Source organism: Ensifer sp. (assembly GCF_035999135.1).
Lineage (GTDB): Bacteria > Pseudomonadota > Alphaproteobacteria > Rhizobiales > Rhizobiaceae > Ensifer.
On record NZ_DASYGZ010000124.1, the window covers coordinates 15856 to 30540 of the forward strand.

Below are 14685 nucleotides of genomic sequence, written 5' to 3' on the forward strand. Positions count from 1 at the left end.
ATTCATGGAAGCTGTGGCATCCAATGACGTGCGGATCCAGAACGTGCTCGGCCGGCTGGAAATGATCCTCGACAATGAGAACAGCCGCATCGGCGTCGACGTTGATTTCGACATCAAGACGTCGAACGCGCACAAGAGCCGTTGCCTCTACGAACTGACGATGTTGCACCGCGACATGCTGCCGGGCGAAACGTCGCCGGCATTCTCGTCGCATGCGCGTCACCTGCGCGACAAGCTCGCGGTCAATTCGCAGAAGGTCGAAGCGCACCTCGAGGCGGTACGCGCCGTTGTCGATCTCCTGAAGACGGCGGCCCAGGATGCCGATGCCGACGGCATCTACTCCGAGGCGCAGTTCCGCTATAGCGATTTCTGATGCTGAAGCTCATTCTCACCGGGGTCTGGGTCTGCGCCGTCACGCTCGGATCGGTCTATTATTCGATGCAGAGCGCCTCGGCGCCAGCCGTTTCGGACGGCGAGGCTGCAAGGCGCGCATCGGAGCAATATGTTCCAGGTGAGATGATCACCATTCCGGTGATCAGGGACGGCGGCGTCCAGGGTTACTTCCTGACAAAGCTTTCCTTTTCCGCGACCAAGGAAGGGATCAGCAATCTTCGCGCGCCGCTCCGCCAGACGGTGACCGACGAGCTTTACGATCTGCTCGTCGGCGCCAAGATGATCGATGTCGCCGACACCGGCACGTTCGATCTGCCGAGCTTCAAGGCGACGATCAAGGACGGCCTCAACAAGAAGCTGGGCGGAGAGGTGATTACCGAAGTCCTCGTCGAGCAGCTCGAATATCTGACGAAGGATGACGTCAAGCGCGTCGCCAACAGCCAGAATGTTCCGAAGCAGAAGCCAGTCCCGATCGTCGACAAGAACGGCGATGTCGCCAACGACAAGCTGCCGGAAGGCGCCGTCAAGGCAAGCAGCTCGCACTGAGGCGAGCGGGCGTTTCAAAGCCCGCGTCAGTCAGCCCGTCACTCTCAGACTGGAGCGTCCTTTGTGCGTTCGTGTGAACGCGCGGGCGCTCTAGTTCTTTTCAGGGTTCCGGTATTGCTCGTTGACGAAGCCGAACTCGGCCATCAACCGACCTATCGCGACATAGAAGTGATAGAGGCCGGCGGCCGCAAGTCCGCTCTTGCTCCAGAGTCCGATACCTCGGGGAATGGCCGCGCCGAGCAGGGCAAGCGATTTTCCGAAGGTCTTGATCCGGCCGCCGACGCTCGGGTCGCGCCGGTGTTCGAGCATCGTCGATATGGCGCCGTTCCTGAGGCTGCGCGCCCGGATCCAGGACGCGCTGGTGCGTCGTGCCGGAACGCTTTCGGCGACCCAGCCATCGGCGGCCCAGGCAAAGGAAAAGCCACTCTCTTTGCAGCGGCTGTAGAAATCGGCGTCGCCGCCGCCGATAAAGTTGAACGCCGGATCGAGAAACGGTCGAGGCATCGCGTCGAGAACGCGCCGCGAGACCAGCACATTGCCCGAGGAATAGAGGATCGGAACCGGTCCGGTCGTGTCATAGTGCGGCGTAAAGACGGGATGGCGTTTCCACTTCTGTCCGCCGTCACCCTCAAAGACCGGCAGTTGCGGTCCCCCGACCATGTCCGCGCCCGTCGTCTCCTGTACCGTGATGAGGCAGTCCAGCCACTCGGGCGCCGCCACCTCATCGTCGTCGATGATCGCGATCGCCTTCAGGTTGGGATAGGTTTCAAGCGCCATCGACCAGCCGGCATTGTACGCGTGGCAGTTTCCGCGCTGATTGGCGACGATGACGATCGATTCGGACGGATGGCCGAGGAAAAAGTCCTTGGCCGCCTCGGCACCCGCCAGTCCCTCGTTGTCGTTTTCGACGACCACGGTGGCAAACGGGATGTCAGGCCGTTGGGAAACAATGGTTTTTAGCGTCTTGACGACATGCTCCGGACGCCGGAACGTCGGCAGGATGACGACGAGATCGACATCACCAGCATCTTCCAGTTCTGTCCGGAAATAGACGGAAATGTCCTGGCCGGTCGACGTCATGGCGAAACCTGTTGAAGCAGAATTGGCGTGCAATACAACAAATCTTCCTAAACAGATGCTGAACCCAGACGGCGGATTTTGAAAGGGGGCCTTAAGCGCTCTTTCACCTCAGACTGCTAATGAAAGAGCCGGTTCCATTCATGACGTGTGGCAAAATGCATCTGGTCCTGGTTTCTTCTCTCGTTCCGGTCGCCAACCCGGCGTCCGGATTCGACATCGCCAACCGGGCTGTGCTCGACGGGCTGCGTGCGCTCGGACACCGGGTGAGTGTCATCGGGTTCCTGCAGCCGGGACGCACGCCGGCGCCCGATTGCGACATGCATCTGCTTGGCGAACTGGAAGTCACCAACGCCAAGGTCGGCGCGCTCCAGAAACTGAAATGGCTTTCGACCGCCTTCCTCAACCGGACTTCGGTTTCCTCGGGCAAGATGCTGACGGTCTCGGCGAGCCGGGTCCAGGCGATCCTCGACACGCTTTCCCCGTTCGATGGCCTGGTGCTCAATTCGGTTCAATTGCCTGCCGCCTTCGCGCAGGTCTTCCGGCCCTATCCTTCGATTTATGTCGCGCACAATGTCGAAGCGGACTCCGCCTTTGAAAATGCCGAGCGCGCCAGGCGCACGTTCGAGCGTTTTCTCTTCCGGCGCGAGGCGCAGTATCTTGAGCGTTACGAACAGCAGCTGGCGCAAAATGCGGTTGCCGTCTGGACATTTTCCGAGGCGGACCGCTTCGGTTTCGGTCGGGCGGTCAGCGATCGCGCCTTCGTGCTGCCGCTGGTGACAGGCTGGGATGCACCGGTCGTTCCAGCCGGCGAGCAGGCATCCGAGCTCACGCATGATCTCGGTCTGATCGGCACCTGGAGCTGGCGGCCGAACAGGCTGGGGCTCGACTGGTTCCTTGCGGAGGTCGTGCCGCACCTGCCTGAGGACCTGACGGTCGCGATCGCCGGCCAGTTGGATGGGGTGCCGCCGGTCGCCCATCCAGGTGTGCGTTTCGTCGGGCGGGTTCCGGACGCCCGCACCTTTGTCGCCCAAAGCGCCGTCGTCCCGCTGATCAGCCGTGGCGGCACGGGTGTCCAGCTGAAGACCCTCGAGACGTTCGAGCTTGGCATGCCGAGCGTCGCGACGCAGGCCTCGCTGCGCGGCATAGAGGCGGCGCCGGCAAATTGCGCTGCGGCCGAGGACCCAACCGAGTTTGCCCGTCTCCTGGTGGAAAAGGTCACGAGGGCGCGCGCCGGGGACCGGCAGCGGCTCGACGGGGCGCTCTTTCACCGCGCGCAAAAGGTACGGTTGATGCGCGTCATGCGCAACGTGCTTGGCGGACTGTCGGCAGCCGCCGTCGCCGAAACGCCGGCGGTCGCGCCGCTGTTGACGGTTCACGAGGGAGGGCGGTCGTGAGCAAGACCGCCACCGCTTCGCATGCCGCTCTTTCCCGCAGGCCCATCCTCGGCCTGCCGGTAGTCGATTTCGACTGGGAAAGCGCCTTCGCCTTTGCCGCAGAGGCGCTGTCGCGGCCCGGCGGACAAACGCTGCTTTCCTTCCTCAATGCCAACAACGCCAATCTGATGATGCGCGACGGCGATTATCGCGACGTGCTCAGCCGTCACATCGTGTTTCCCGACGGGCATGGGGTCGATCTCGCTTCCTATATCTTCTACGGGGCCATGTTTCCGGCCAATCTGAACGGCACGGATTTCGTGCCCGCACTGCTGACCTATGTCGAGCGGCCCTTGCGCGTCGCGATGATCGGTGCGCGACCGGACGTGCTTGCCCGTGCGGCCGAGAATTTCCGAAAGCACGCGCCATGGCACGAATTTCTGCCGGTGTCTGATGGCTTCTTCGATCGCGAAAATTCCAGGCAGATTCTCGCCGGCGTGCGCGCGCTGAACGCGGATGTTCTGCTGGTGGCCATGGGCAGCCCCGGTCAGGAAAAATGGGTCGACGCCCATGTCGGGCCAAAGGACGCCCGGCTGGTGATCACCGTCGGTGCGCTCTTCGACTTCGTCGCCGGTGAGTTCCCGCGGGCGCCGAAACTCCTGCGACGGCTGCGGCTGGAATGGTTCTTCCGACTGGCGATCGAGCCGCGGCGGATGTGGCGGCGTTATGTGCTTGGAAACCCGCTTTTTCTCTGCCATGTCGTCTGGCACAAATTGTCGGGGCGTGCGCGTGAAGCGACCGCGGACACCAGCCTTCGAACGGGAACATCGTGAACGGCCAGACCCTGCGCACCGCGGTTGTCACCGCATCCTACTCCAACGATTTCGAGCGTTGCCGTCTCATGTGCGAAAGCATGGACCGCAAGCTCGAAGGCGATTGGAAGCATTATCTGCTGGTCGCCGAATGTGACGTGACGCTCTTCCGGCAGCTTGAAGGGTCCAGGCGCCAGGTAATCAGCGAACGCGACCTGTTGCCCTGGTGGCTGCACCCCGTGACCGATCCGCTGTCGGCGGGGCGCCGGAAAGTCTGGCTCAGCCCCTTCGGCCTGCCGCTGCGCGGCTGGCACGCGCAACAGCTTCGTCGCCTGGCGCTGGCGCGCCACATCGAGGAAAGGGCGATGTTTGCGGTCGATTCGGACGTCGTCTTCCTGCGCGCCTTCGACCCGGCGAGCCTCTGGCAGGGGGAACGTCTGACGCTTTACCGCCAGGACGGCGCGATCCATGCGCAGATGCGCTCCAATCACCTCGAATGGCTCGCCCATTCCGATCGCCTTCTCGGTGTTGGCCCGTACCGATTGCCGGCCAACGATTACATCAACACGCTGATTGCCTGGCGCACGGATTCCTGCCGAAAGCTGCTCGATCACATCGAGGCGCTCCACGGGCGCAATTGGGTGCGGGCCGTCACGCGCACGCGGGCTTTCTCGGAATGCACGATCTATGGCCGTTTCGTCGATGAAGTGCTCGGCGGTGAGGGGCATTCCCCATCCGCAGCGGCTCTTTGCCATGTGCTCTGGTTCGAAGACAGCTACCGGCAGGATCTTTCGGGCTTAAGGGATTTCCTCAAGGACATGGCGCCGCATCAGATCGGCATCGGGGTGCAGTCCTTCGTCGGCCACGACCTCGACGATATTCGCCGTGCCGTCTTTGAGCTGGCGGCCTGACCGGCAGGGTGCCGGTCGCGCTCAGATGACGCGTTGCCCGGATTTTCTGAGCGCCGAGTAGGTCAGGACGAAGGACAGTGCATAAAGCACAAAGAAGATCGCGTTGAGCGATGGCGCCCACTCTGCCACATCGGTCGTCGTGCGCAGCAAAAGCACCAGCAATCCGACCTTGACCACGCCGGCGACCAACAGGTTGAGCATGCGCCGCACCGTCCGGCCGGTCGCATAAAGCAGTTCGGAGTGATACTCGACCAGGTTGCGGAACGAGGGAACGAGGAGGATCATGGCGACGATCGGGGCGGCAGCGGCGACATTGCGCCCGAGACCGTTCGGGAAGATCCAGAGATACGTGGCCATGGCGGCGATGGCTGCAAGCGACGCGAGCGCCACCAGGAACTCGATCGAGAGCCGGACCGGCCAACGCGCAATCGCGTCCGGCGTGCGCATGATGCGCTGGACGAGCAGGGTGTTGAACGACCGGACGGGCAGCGCCGTCAGGTCGGCGAGCCGCATCAGGATGGCATAGAGGCCGGAGACGGCCGGCCCGCCGATGGCGAGCACCGCGATCTTGTCGAACTCGGACTGGATGTAGAAGAGCACTTCCGCGCCGGCGACCGAGACCGAGTCGGCCCATCGCCGGATGTAGAGCCGGGTCCGCCAGCGCAGGCGAACGCGGGGGTAGAACCACACGAGCGCGACGACAAGGCCGAGCGCATTGGCAACAAGATAGAGATAGGCCCAGGCTTCGAGCGACGTCCACGACAAGAAGGCAAATGCCAGGGCCGCCACCGTGCGGATCGCCGTGCCGATCACCACGAGCCATGCGCCGCGGCCGAAGCGCCCGAGGCCGTTCAGAACGATGACCGCGGTCTCCAGACCGCGCCAGCAGATGATTTCGGCGAGCATGAAGGCAATGAAGGCGCCCGCCGTCATGTCGCGCGAGAAAAGAGCGATGAACGTGACGGATGCGATGACGGCGATCAACGGCAGCGAAAGCGCGGCACCGGCAAGGAAGCCCGCCGTATAGGTGCCGACCAGCAGCGGCTTTACGGTGGCGACCCGGTAGAGCGGCGACATGAAGCCGAAGGCAAGCACGCGCGAGATCATGATGCCGGCGGCGGATGCGGTTGCAAACAGCCCGAAATCGGCTATCGCAAGCGTGTTGGCCACCGCGATGAAATAGACCAGCGACAGGACAAGCCGCCCCGCCGAACCTCCGGTCATGGAGAGATAGGCATGGATCAGCGCCCTGTGGCGGAGATAAAGCGCTTTGACGCTACCAAGCACGATCGACGTTCCAAGAGCGCGTCTCCCGCCGCGGCTGATGGAAGCGCTCTATCCCCTTGTTTATGCTGCGTTCCGGACGCACGATGCGCGCCGCATCCTGCTGGAACCGCCTTGCCGTCTTCCGTCATAGGCAGGAAAGCTTAATAAGGCGTGAGATCGGCGTGTTCGTGGCCCTGTTGCCATCGAAATTAACCATTTGTTTCCCATGTTTCCTTAGGTTGGCTTCACTATTCGGAATTCGCCGTTTCGGCAGCCGCGGGATCAGTCATGTTCAACATCGACGACGAGAAACGCCCGGTTCCGCGTGCATCGTTGCTCGATTTCGCAGACGAGGACACGCGCGGTTCCGCGCGCGCCAGTAAAACCCGATCCGCGGGTGTTTCCGCCTCTTCGTCTTCCATGCTCAACCGCTTGTCCGGTTTTGACGAAGCCGGTTCGGGTACTGCGCGTCATCCGGCCTCAAAGACGTCGCCCGACGACGGGGCGCGCGAGGTGCGGAAGGTTCCAGCAGCGAGCGGCAAGCGCGCGTTGAGCGGTGTCGGCGGAAGGCTCGCCAACTGGCTTGCCGACAACAGACCGGATGATGCCGGAGCGCCCAAAGCGGCCGCCTCCGGCGACCGCCCGCTTGTCGATATCAAGACCGTGCTGCGCTCCGTCTGGCAACTGCGCAAGATCATCATCGGCACGACGGTGCTCGGCGCCGTCGGTGGCATCCTGCTGGCCCTGTCGACGCCCAGCATCTACGTGTCCGAGGCCAAGCTCTATGTCGATCCGCGCGAGGTGCGGCTGACGGATTCGGACCTGTCGAAGCAGTCGCTGGCGACCGAGGGCATCCTGGCCCTCGTTGACAGCCAGCTCGAGGTGCTGCGGTCGCGCACGGTGATGGAGAAGGTTGCGAACGACCTCAACCTTGCCGGTGATCCGGAGTTTGCCGGGACGGCGACATCCGGCGACGCCTCGGCGCGCGTGCTGAAGAAGCTTGGCGAATCCATCCATGTCTGGCGCGATCCGAAAACCTTCATCGTTACTCTGGAGACTCAGACACGAAATCCCGAGAAGTCGGCGCTGGTCGCCAACCGGATGGTCGAGACCTTCCTCGGTGAAGAAACGGCGGCGCAATCGGGCTTCTTCCAGAAAACGACCGTGGCGCTCGATTCCCGCATCCGGGAACTGAAGGCCGAGCTCGACGCCGCCGAGAAGGCCGTCGAGGATTACAAGGCCAACAACGACATCGTCGGCGCCGGCGGCGAGCTGATCGCCGACAAGCAGCTCCTGAGCCTCAGCGACCAGGTGGCCGCGGCGCGCAACCGGATCGCCGAGGCGAAGGCCAAGGCGGAAGCCTCCGGCCGTGTCCAGTTGAACGACGTCCTGACCGGGGCCTATCCGGAAGAAATCACCTCGCTGGCGCTCACCGAACTGCGCAAGCAGTTTGCCGCCGCCAAGACGCAACTGAGTGCGCTCGACGCGAGCCTTGGCCCCCGCCATCCGCAACGCATCGCCGCCCAGCAGGCGCTTGAGACGTCGCGGGTTGAAGTGGCCAACGAGTTGCGACGTATCGCGGCTGCGGCCGGCACGGAACTCGACCGGGCGCAGAGAACCGAGCAGGATCTCATGCAGCAGCTCGCCGTGCAGAAGGCGCGGCAGATCTCTTCCTCCGCCGAGTTCATCGAGCTGCGCGAGCTGCAGCGGCAGGCGGCCGCGACCCGCGAAATCTACGAATCCTTCCTGAAGCGCGCCGGTGAAACGCGTGAAGAGGAAAAGCTGACGGCGAAGAACATCCGGGTGATCTCTAGGGCCGAGCCTGCCCTGCAGGCGAAGGGCCCGTCGCGCAAGATCATCGTCATCGCCGCAACGATGGCCGGTTTCTTCGCTGGTTTCGGTCTGGGCGTGCTGCTCGGTATCTACCGCAGCCTCAACGGTCTGTTCACGACATCCGGCAATCCCCACGAGGATGGACGCGATCCGGACCCGACAGGCCCGAAGGGCGATCCGGAACCGTTGGAGAAGAAGAAACCGGAATCCGACGCGGTCTCGGCCAGGTCTGACCTGCCTGCGCCCTTCAGCCCGGCTGCCCATCACGCACAATCTCTGACCGCGGCCTATGCCGCTGCGCGTCATCGCGAGCCGCCCGTCGTCGTGAGGCAAGCCGACCAGCATATCCTTGCCGAGGACGGCGCCGATATCGCCAAGGTGCAGGACGAACTTCGCGCATTGCGCTTTCGCGTCGAGGATTACTCGCGGCAAAAACTCGCTCGTCGCTAGATCATTTTCATTGTTCGTCTAGAAGGTGAACGGATCTAACCCTCCCAAATTGTTTCTGCAGCTGCTTTGATACGCTGCTGCGCGGTGCCGCATTCTTCTCTCACCGCTGAGAGGAAATGCCGAAACGACCGTCGAGCCCAAGCCACCCTCTTGCATTTATGCGTTTGGGACAGCATAGGGCGCTTTGAGGCCACCGCCTTTTCCGAGGCGAACTAGAGTGTGCCGCGTGAACAGGTAGCCAGGAGGAACGCATCGTGACGACTGTGATTGATGGCAAGCAGGTTGCCGCCTCGGTGATCGAAACCGTGAAGGCCGCGACGCGGGCGCTCGAGACGGATGCCGGCGTTCGCGCGGGCCTTGCGGTTGTCATCGTCGGCGATGACCCGGCAAGCCACGCCTATGTTTCCTCCAAGAGCAAGATGGCCAAGGAATGCGGCTTCCTGTCGATCCAGCATACCCTGCCGGAAACAACGACCCAGGAAGAACTCGCGGCGCTGGTCGCGGAGCTTAATGCCGACCCGTCCATTCACGGCATCCTGGTGCAGCTGCCGCTGCCGAAGCATCTCAACTCCGATCCGATCATCCAGTCGATCCTGCCGGAAAAGGATGTCGACGGCCTGCACGTCGTCAACGCCGGCAAGCTCGCAACCGGTGATCTCGAAGGTGGTCTCGTCTCCTGCACGCCGGCCGGCGCCATGGTCTTCGTGCGCCAGACCCATGGCGACAATCTTTCCGGCTTGAACGCGGTCGTCATCGGCCGTTCGAACCTCTTCGGCAAGCCGATGTCAGCGCTGCTTCTTGCCGCCAACGCGACAGTGACGACGGCCCATTCGCGCACAAAGGATCTGGCCGGCGTCTGCCGCAACGCCGATATCCTCGTTGCCGCCGTCGGCCGGCCGGAAATGGTGAGGGCCGATTGGGTGAAACCCGGCGCAACGGTGATCGACGTCGGCATTAACCGGGTGCCAGCGCCGGAAAAGGGTGAGGGCAAGTCCAAGCTCGTTGGCGACGTCGCATTTGCCGAAGCCGCCGAAGTGGCAAGCGTGATCACGCCTGTTCCAGGCGGCGTCGGCCCGATGACCATCGCCATGCTGATGGCAAACACCGTCATCGCCGCCCATCGCAAGGCCGGCCGCAAGCCGCCGCGTTTCTGATCCTGTTCTTCATTTGATGTTGGCGCGCGCCGCGATTGCGGCGCGTTTTCATTTTTGCGGGGCAGGGCCGGTCGAGGCGCGCACGATCAGCTCGGCGCGCCAGAGTTCCTGGTCCGGATAATCGCCGCGCTTCAGGATGCCGCCGATCAGCCGTGTGGCGATCCGGGTGCCCGCCGCCCGCAGCGACGAGCGTGTCGTCGTCAACGGGACACTGAAATTCTCGGGCTTCAGCATCGGCAGGACGTCGTCGTGGGCGATCAGCGAGATATCGTCGCCGATCTTCAATCCCGCCTGATTGATCGCCCGGACCGCGCCGAGCGCAAGCACCGTACTGGAACAGAGCACGGCTGTCGGCGGCTGCACATGCTGCAGGAAGCGCTGCATGCTGCGGTAGCCGTGTTCGTCCGTCATCAGCGAGTGCTCGACCAGAGCGTCGTCGAGGGCAAGGCCATGCTCGGCCAGCGCCCGGACCATTCCCTTTTTGCGGCGCATGGAAAAGCTCAGATATTCCGGGCCGTTGATCAGCGCGATCCGCTGGTGCCCGAGCTGGATGAGCAGCCGCGCGGCATCGTAGAAGGCCGTGGTGTTGTCGATGTCGAGGAAAGGGTAGTCCCGGCTCTCGCCGATCGACCGGCCGTGAACGACAAAGGGGATCGACAGCGACTTCAGCATGGCGATGCGCGGATCGTTGGCGCGCATGTAGGCGAGAAACAGCGCGTCGACATTGCCGCTTGCCGCCAGCCGCCGGAAGGTTACTTCCTCGTCCTCCGGCGCGCTCGGATTGAGCACGAAGTGGAAGTCGTGCTTGACCGCCTCTTCCGCAAGACCGGCCAGGAATTCGCCGAAATGCACGTCGGAATCAATGCCGGGGGCGATCGGCATGACCATGCCGATCGAATAGGCCCTTCCTGTCGCCAGCCGCTGGGCGGCGCGGTTTGGCCTGTAGCCGGTCTCGCGCACAGCCTGCAGCACGCGTTGGCGGGTCTCGGCGTTGACTTCCGGATAGCCGTTCAAGGCCCGGCTGACCGTCGTCTGCGACAGGCCGAGCAGTTCCGCAAGTTGCTTGAGATTGACCGCCATGGTCGGAATTCCTCTCAAAGCGCTTTGGATATCCGTATGATTTTTGGTGTTTGGTCCCAGCGCCCTGCCGTTTGTGTAGCATCCGTTTTTCGAGCAACAAAGCAGAATTCAACCATTGCGCGGTGCAAAACGTTACCGCAGAGCACAAATCCGTCGCGTCGAGAACAGGGTGGGGAAAGCTCTTGACTCGGCGCATGTCGCAATGGTTTGTTAGCGAACTCAAAGCGCTTTGAATTTTTCGCGCATTGTAGTCTGCCCGGCGGGATCCGGGTTCATCCTTGGGAGGAGAAGAACGTGAAGAGATCATTGCTGTTGGGCGTGGCGGCGTTTGCCCTGTTGGCAGGTGGCGCCGGTGCCGCGGACCTCAAGTTCAAGCCGGGTGAGGACACGAAGTTCAATTGGGCGAGTTTCGAGGAATTCAAGAAGGGCCACGACCTGAAGGGCCAGACGCTGACGATCTTCGGCCCCTGGCGCGGCGAGGACGAGGCGCTGTTCAAGAGCGTCTACGCCTACTTTAGCGAGGCGACGGGCGCCGAGATCAAGTATTCGTCGTCTGAGAACTACGAGCAGCAGATCGTCATCGACACCCAGGCCGGCAGCCCGTCCGAAATCTCGATCCTCCCGCAGCCGGGCCTGATCGGGGATCTCGCCTCCAAGGGCTACCTGACGCCGCTCGGCGACGAAACCCAGAAGTGGCTGCTCGACAACTACGCCGCCGGCCAATCGTGGGTCGATCTGTCGACCTACAAGGGCAAGGACGGCAACGCCGCGCTCTACGCATTCCCCTACAAGATCGACGTGAAGTCGCTCGTCTGGTACTCGCCCGAGAACTTCGAGGATGCCGGCTACGAAGTGCCGAAGACCATGGAAGAGCTGAAGGCGCTGACCGAGAAGATCGCCGCTGACGGCGGCAAGCCCTGGTGCATCGGTCTCGGTTCGGGCGGTGCGACCGGTTGGCCGGCGACCGACTGGGTCGAAGACATGATGCTGCGCACTCAGCCGGCCGACGTCTACGACAAGTGGGTCAAGAACGAGATCCCGTTCACCGATCCGGCTGTCGTCGGCGCCATCGACGAGTTCGGCTGGTTTGCCAAGAACGACAAGTTCGTCGATGGCGGTGCAGCGGCGGTCGCCTCCACCGACTTCCGCGACAGCCCGAAGGGCCTGTTTGCCTCGCCGCCGAAGTGCTACCTGCACCACCAGGCATCGTTCATTCCGTCCTTCTTCCCTGAGGGCACGAAGATCGGCGAGGACGCCGACTTCTTCTACATGCCGCCCTACGAGAGCAAGAAGGAACTCGGCAACCCGGTGCTCGGCGCCGGCACGCTGGCGATGATCACCAAGGATTCTCCGGCCGCGCGCGCCTTCATCGAGTTCCTGAAGACGCCGATTGCCCATGAAGTCTGGATGGCGCAGACGAGCTTCCTGACACCTTACAAGAGCGTCAATGTCGACACCTACGGCAACCCGCCGCTGAAGAAGCAGGGCGAGATTCTCTTGAACGCCACCACCTTCCGCTTCGACGGCTCCGACCTGATGCCCGGCAAGATCGGTGCCGGTGCGTTCTGGACCGGCATGGTCGATTTCGTCGGCGGCAAGTCGTCGGCCGATGTCGCCGACGGCGTGCAGAAGGCCTGGGACGCCATCAAGTAACAACCGAAAACGGGCGGCAGACATGCCGCCCGTTGCCGACCCGGGTTCGCTGCCAGGGCGGGACGAGGAGAAACGTATGCGGTTCTCCGTTCGTTTCCCGCACTCGACCTACCAGACGCCGCGCGCCCCAATGAGAACGGCGACAATCGCCAGCCCTGCACGGGGACGTGCACCCAAGGGGAGGGACATGTCATGTTTTATCAGCTTGCCGCTGCTGCGGGGTTCATGCTGGCCGGTGTGCTCGGCTGCGCCGCCTATTTCTGGGGAACCAGCTTCGTCCTCGATCTGATCTTCCCGTCCAAAGGGAAATCCGGTGCCGTGGCGTCGCGAAACCTGCGGATCACCAATGCCATCCGGCCGTGGCTGTTCCTTGCGCCGGCGCTCTTCGCGCTTGCGACCTATCTGATCTATCCGGTCTTCATGTCGCTCTGGTACAGCGTGCACGACCGCGCCGGCCAGAACTTCGTCGGTGTGAGCAACTATGCCTGGATGGTCAATGACGGCGAGTTCCGTCAGTCGATCTACAACAACTTCCTCTGGCTGCTGGTCGTCCCGGCTTTGTCGACCTTCTTCGGCCTGGTGATCGCTGCACTCACCGACCGCATCTGGTGGGGTAACATCGCCAAGACGCTGATCTTCATGCCGATGGCGATCTCGTTTGTCGGCGCTGCGGTCATCTGGAAGTTCATCTATGACTTCCGGCCTGAAGGGGCAGAGCAGATCGGCCTCCTGAACGCCATCGTCGTTGCCTTCGGCGGCGCGCCGCAGGCCTGGATCACGCTGCCCTTCTGGAACAACTTCTTCCTGATGGCGATCCTCGTCTGGATCCAGACGGGCTTTGCCATGGTCATCCTGTCGGCAGCCCTTCGCGGCATCCCGGAGGAGACGATCGAGGCCGCCGTCATCGACGGCGCCAATGGCTGGCAGATCTTCTTCAAGATCATGGTGCCGCAGATCTGGGGCACGATCGCCGTCGTCTGGACGACGATCACCATCCTGGTGCTGAAGGTCTTCGACATCGTGCTCGCCATGACCAATGGCCAGTGGCAGAGCCAGGTGCTTGCCAACCTCATGTTCGACTGGATGTTCCGCGGGGGCGGGGACTTCGGGCGAGGGGCGGCCATCGCCGTCGTCATCATGATCCTCGTCGTTCCCATCATGGTCTGGAACATCCGCAACGCGGCCAAGGAAATGAAGGGGCACTGAGATGAATCCAGCGACACGTTCCCCCCTCATGTGGGTCGTCCACCTCTCGGTCTTTCTGATCGTTGCGCTCTGGACGCTGCCGACCGCCGGCCTGTTGATCTCGTCGCTGCGCGACAAGGACCAGCTTGCCGTTTCCGGCTGGTGGACAGCCCTTTCGACCTCGTCGCAAAACATCGTCGTGCGTGCGCCCGGTCCTGAAACCCAGGTCGAGCGCGACGGAAAATTCGTGATCTCCGGCAACCTGCTCGAAGGTCAGCCGGGCCAGATCTCCGCCTTCGGCTTCAACAGCCGCGAGCCGACGGCCTTCAAGCCCGGCGATACCGCCGAACTCAACGACGGCGAGAAGCTGACGGTCCAGGCCGACGGCAAGTTTGAGATCGTCGCCGACACGAAGATGGAAGGCTCGCGCGGCCAGCGCGTCTTCGTCACCGCGTCGTCGCCGCCGCGCTTCACCTTCGACAACTATGTCGAGGTCCTGAGCGCCGAAGGCATCGGCCGGTCCTTCATCAATTCGCTGACGGTTGCCGTACCGGCGACGATCATCCCGATCATGATCGCCGCTTTCGCGGCCTATGCGCTTGCCTGGATGCCGTTCCCCGGCCGGGCGATCCTGATTGCCGTCGTCGTCGGCCTTCTCGTCGTGCCGCTGCAGATGTCGCTGATCCCGCTTTTGAAGCTCTATAACGGCGTCGGCACGATCCTCGGCGTTCCGGCCAAGACCTATGTCGGCATCTGGCTGGCCCATACCGGCTTCGGCTTGCCGCTGGCGATCTATCTCTTGCGCAACTACATGGCCGGCCTGCCGCGCGAAATCATGGAATCCGCCCGCGTCGACGGCGCCAGCGATTTCGATATCTTCGTCAAGATCATCCTGCCGCTGTCCTTCCCGGCGCTCGCCTCCTTCGCGATCTTCCAGTTCCTGTGGACC

The 14685-nt window shown here is 62.9% G+C and carries 13 protein-coding genes; 10 read left to right on the forward strand and 3 right to left on the reverse strand.

Annotated elements, in window-relative coordinates:
- The first annotated feature begins 4 nt into the window (after positions 1-4).
- Positions 5-373 carry a hypothetical protein gene (locus VGO12_RS14785; RefSeq protein ID WP_327513501.1) on the forward strand — a complete coding sequence of 123 codons (369 nt, stop codon included), beginning with the start codon at positions 5-7 and terminating at the stop codon, positions 371-373.
- Positions 373-939 carry a hypothetical protein gene (locus VGO12_RS14790; protein ID WP_327513502.1) on the forward strand — a complete coding sequence of 189 codons (567 nt, stop codon included), beginning with the start codon at positions 373-375 and terminating at the stop codon, positions 937-939. The genes VGO12_RS14785 and VGO12_RS14790 overlap by 1 nt, the downstream gene beginning before the upstream one ends.
- A gap of 90 nt (positions 940-1029) precedes the next feature.
- On the opposite strand, the gene VGO12_RS14795 is transcribed toward VGO12_RS14790, so the two are convergent.
- Positions 1030-2019, reverse strand: a complete 990-nt coding sequence (locus VGO12_RS14795; RefSeq protein ID WP_327513503.1) for a glycosyltransferase family A protein — start codon at positions 2017-2019, stop codon at positions 1030-1032.
- 155 nt (positions 2020-2174) lie between these two features.
- Here VGO12_RS14795 and VGO12_RS14800 point away from each other — a divergent pair, with 155 nt between their 5' ends.
- From VGO12_RS14800 to VGO12_RS14810, 3 genes are read left to right on the forward strand one after another with little or no spacing between them, the layout of a single operon-like run.
- Entirely contained in the window at positions 2175-3413 is a 1239-nt protein-coding gene (locus tag VGO12_RS14800) for a glycosyltransferase family 4 protein (RefSeq protein WP_327513504.1), read from the forward strand.
- Positions 3410-4225, forward strand: a complete 816-nt coding sequence (locus VGO12_RS14805; protein ID WP_327513505.1) for a WecB/TagA/CpsF family glycosyltransferase — start codon at positions 3410-3412, stop codon at positions 4223-4225. Before VGO12_RS14800 ends, VGO12_RS14805 begins: the two co-directional genes overlap by 4 nt.
- Entirely contained in the window at positions 4222-5115 is an 894-nt protein-coding gene (locus VGO12_RS14810) for a DUF6492 family protein (protein ID WP_327513506.1), read from the forward strand. Before VGO12_RS14805 ends, VGO12_RS14810 begins: the two co-directional genes overlap by 4 nt.
- Before the next feature lie 21 nt (positions 5116-5136).
- Here the strand turns inward: VGO12_RS14810 and VGO12_RS14815 are convergent, their stop codons facing one another.
- The gene (locus tag VGO12_RS14815) at positions 5137-6402 is read right to left on the reverse strand and encodes a lipopolysaccharide biosynthesis protein (protein WP_327513507.1); all 1266 of its coding nucleotides are present in this window, start codon (positions 6400-6402) and stop codon (positions 5137-5139) included.
- A gap of 267 nt (positions 6403-6669) precedes the next feature.
- Here VGO12_RS14815 and VGO12_RS14820 point away from each other — a divergent pair, with 267 nt between their 5' ends.
- Together VGO12_RS14820 and folD are read left to right on the forward strand one after the other, a co-directional pair.
- Positions 6670-8664, forward strand: coding sequence for a GumC family protein (locus VGO12_RS14820; protein WP_327513508.1), 1995 nt, complete (start codon positions 6670-6672; stop codon positions 8662-8664).
- 254 nt (positions 8665-8918) lie between these two features.
- On the forward strand, positions 8919-9818 hold the full coding sequence (gene folD, locus VGO12_RS14825) for a bifunctional methylenetetrahydrofolate dehydrogenase/methenyltetrahydrofolate cyclohydrolase FolD (RefSeq protein WP_327513509.1): 900 nt from the start codon (positions 8919-8921) through the stop codon (positions 9816-9818).
- A gap of 48 nt (positions 9819-9866) precedes the next feature.
- On the opposite strand, the gene VGO12_RS14830 is transcribed toward folD, so the two are convergent.
- On the reverse strand, positions 9867-10898 hold the full coding sequence (locus VGO12_RS14830; protein ID WP_327513510.1) for a LacI family DNA-binding transcriptional regulator: 1032 nt from the start codon (positions 10896-10898) through the stop codon (positions 9867-9869).
- Positions 10899-11192: 294 nt separating this feature from the next.
- On the opposite strand from VGO12_RS14830, the gene VGO12_RS14835 reads away from it, so the two are divergent.
- The 3 genes from VGO12_RS14835 to VGO12_RS14845 all read left to right on the forward strand — a co-directional run.
- Positions 11193-12551: an ABC transporter substrate-binding protein gene (locus VGO12_RS14835; protein WP_327513511.1), complete on the forward strand. Its 1359-nt coding sequence runs from the start codon at positions 11193-11195 to the stop codon at positions 12549-12551.
- A 192-nt stretch (positions 12552-12743) separates the two neighbouring features.
- Positions 12744-13757 (forward strand): sugar ABC transporter permease, encoded by a 1014-nt coding sequence (locus VGO12_RS14840; protein ID WP_327513512.1) that lies wholly within the window; start codon positions 12744-12746, stop codon positions 13755-13757.
- 1 nt (position 13758) lies between these two features.
- Positions 13759-14685: carbohydrate ABC transporter permease (locus VGO12_RS14845; RefSeq protein WP_327513513.1), on the forward strand; the 927-nt coding region annotated here is incomplete at its 3' end.

Coding starts and splice junctions, on each gene's coding strand:
- VGO12_RS14790 (WP_327513502.1), top strand. CDS start 373: ATGCTGAAGCTCATTCTCACCGGGGTCTGGGTCTGCGCCGTCACGCTC.
- VGO12_RS14840 (WP_327513512.1), top strand. CDS start 12,744: ATGTTTTATCAGCTTGCCGCTGCTGCGGGGTTCATGCTGGCCGGTGTG.
- VGO12_RS14785 (WP_327513501.1), top strand. CDS start 5: ATGGAAGCTGTGGCATCCAATGACGTGCGGATCCAGAACGTGCTCGGC.
- VGO12_RS14800 (WP_327513504.1), top strand. CDS start 2,175: ATGCATCTGGTCCTGGTTTCTTCTCTCGTTCCGGTCGCCAACCCGGCG.
- VGO12_RS14820 (WP_327513508.1), top strand. CDS start 6,670: ATGTTCAACATCGACGACGAGAAACGCCCGGTTCCGCGTGCATCGTTG.
- VGO12_RS14795 (WP_327513503.1), bottom strand. CDS start 2,019: ATGACGTCGACCGGCCAGGACATTTCCGTCTATTTCCGGACAGAACTG.
- VGO12_RS14830 (WP_327513510.1), bottom strand. CDS start 10,898: ATGGCGGTCAATCTCAAGCAACTTGCGGAACTGCTCGGCCTGTCGCAG.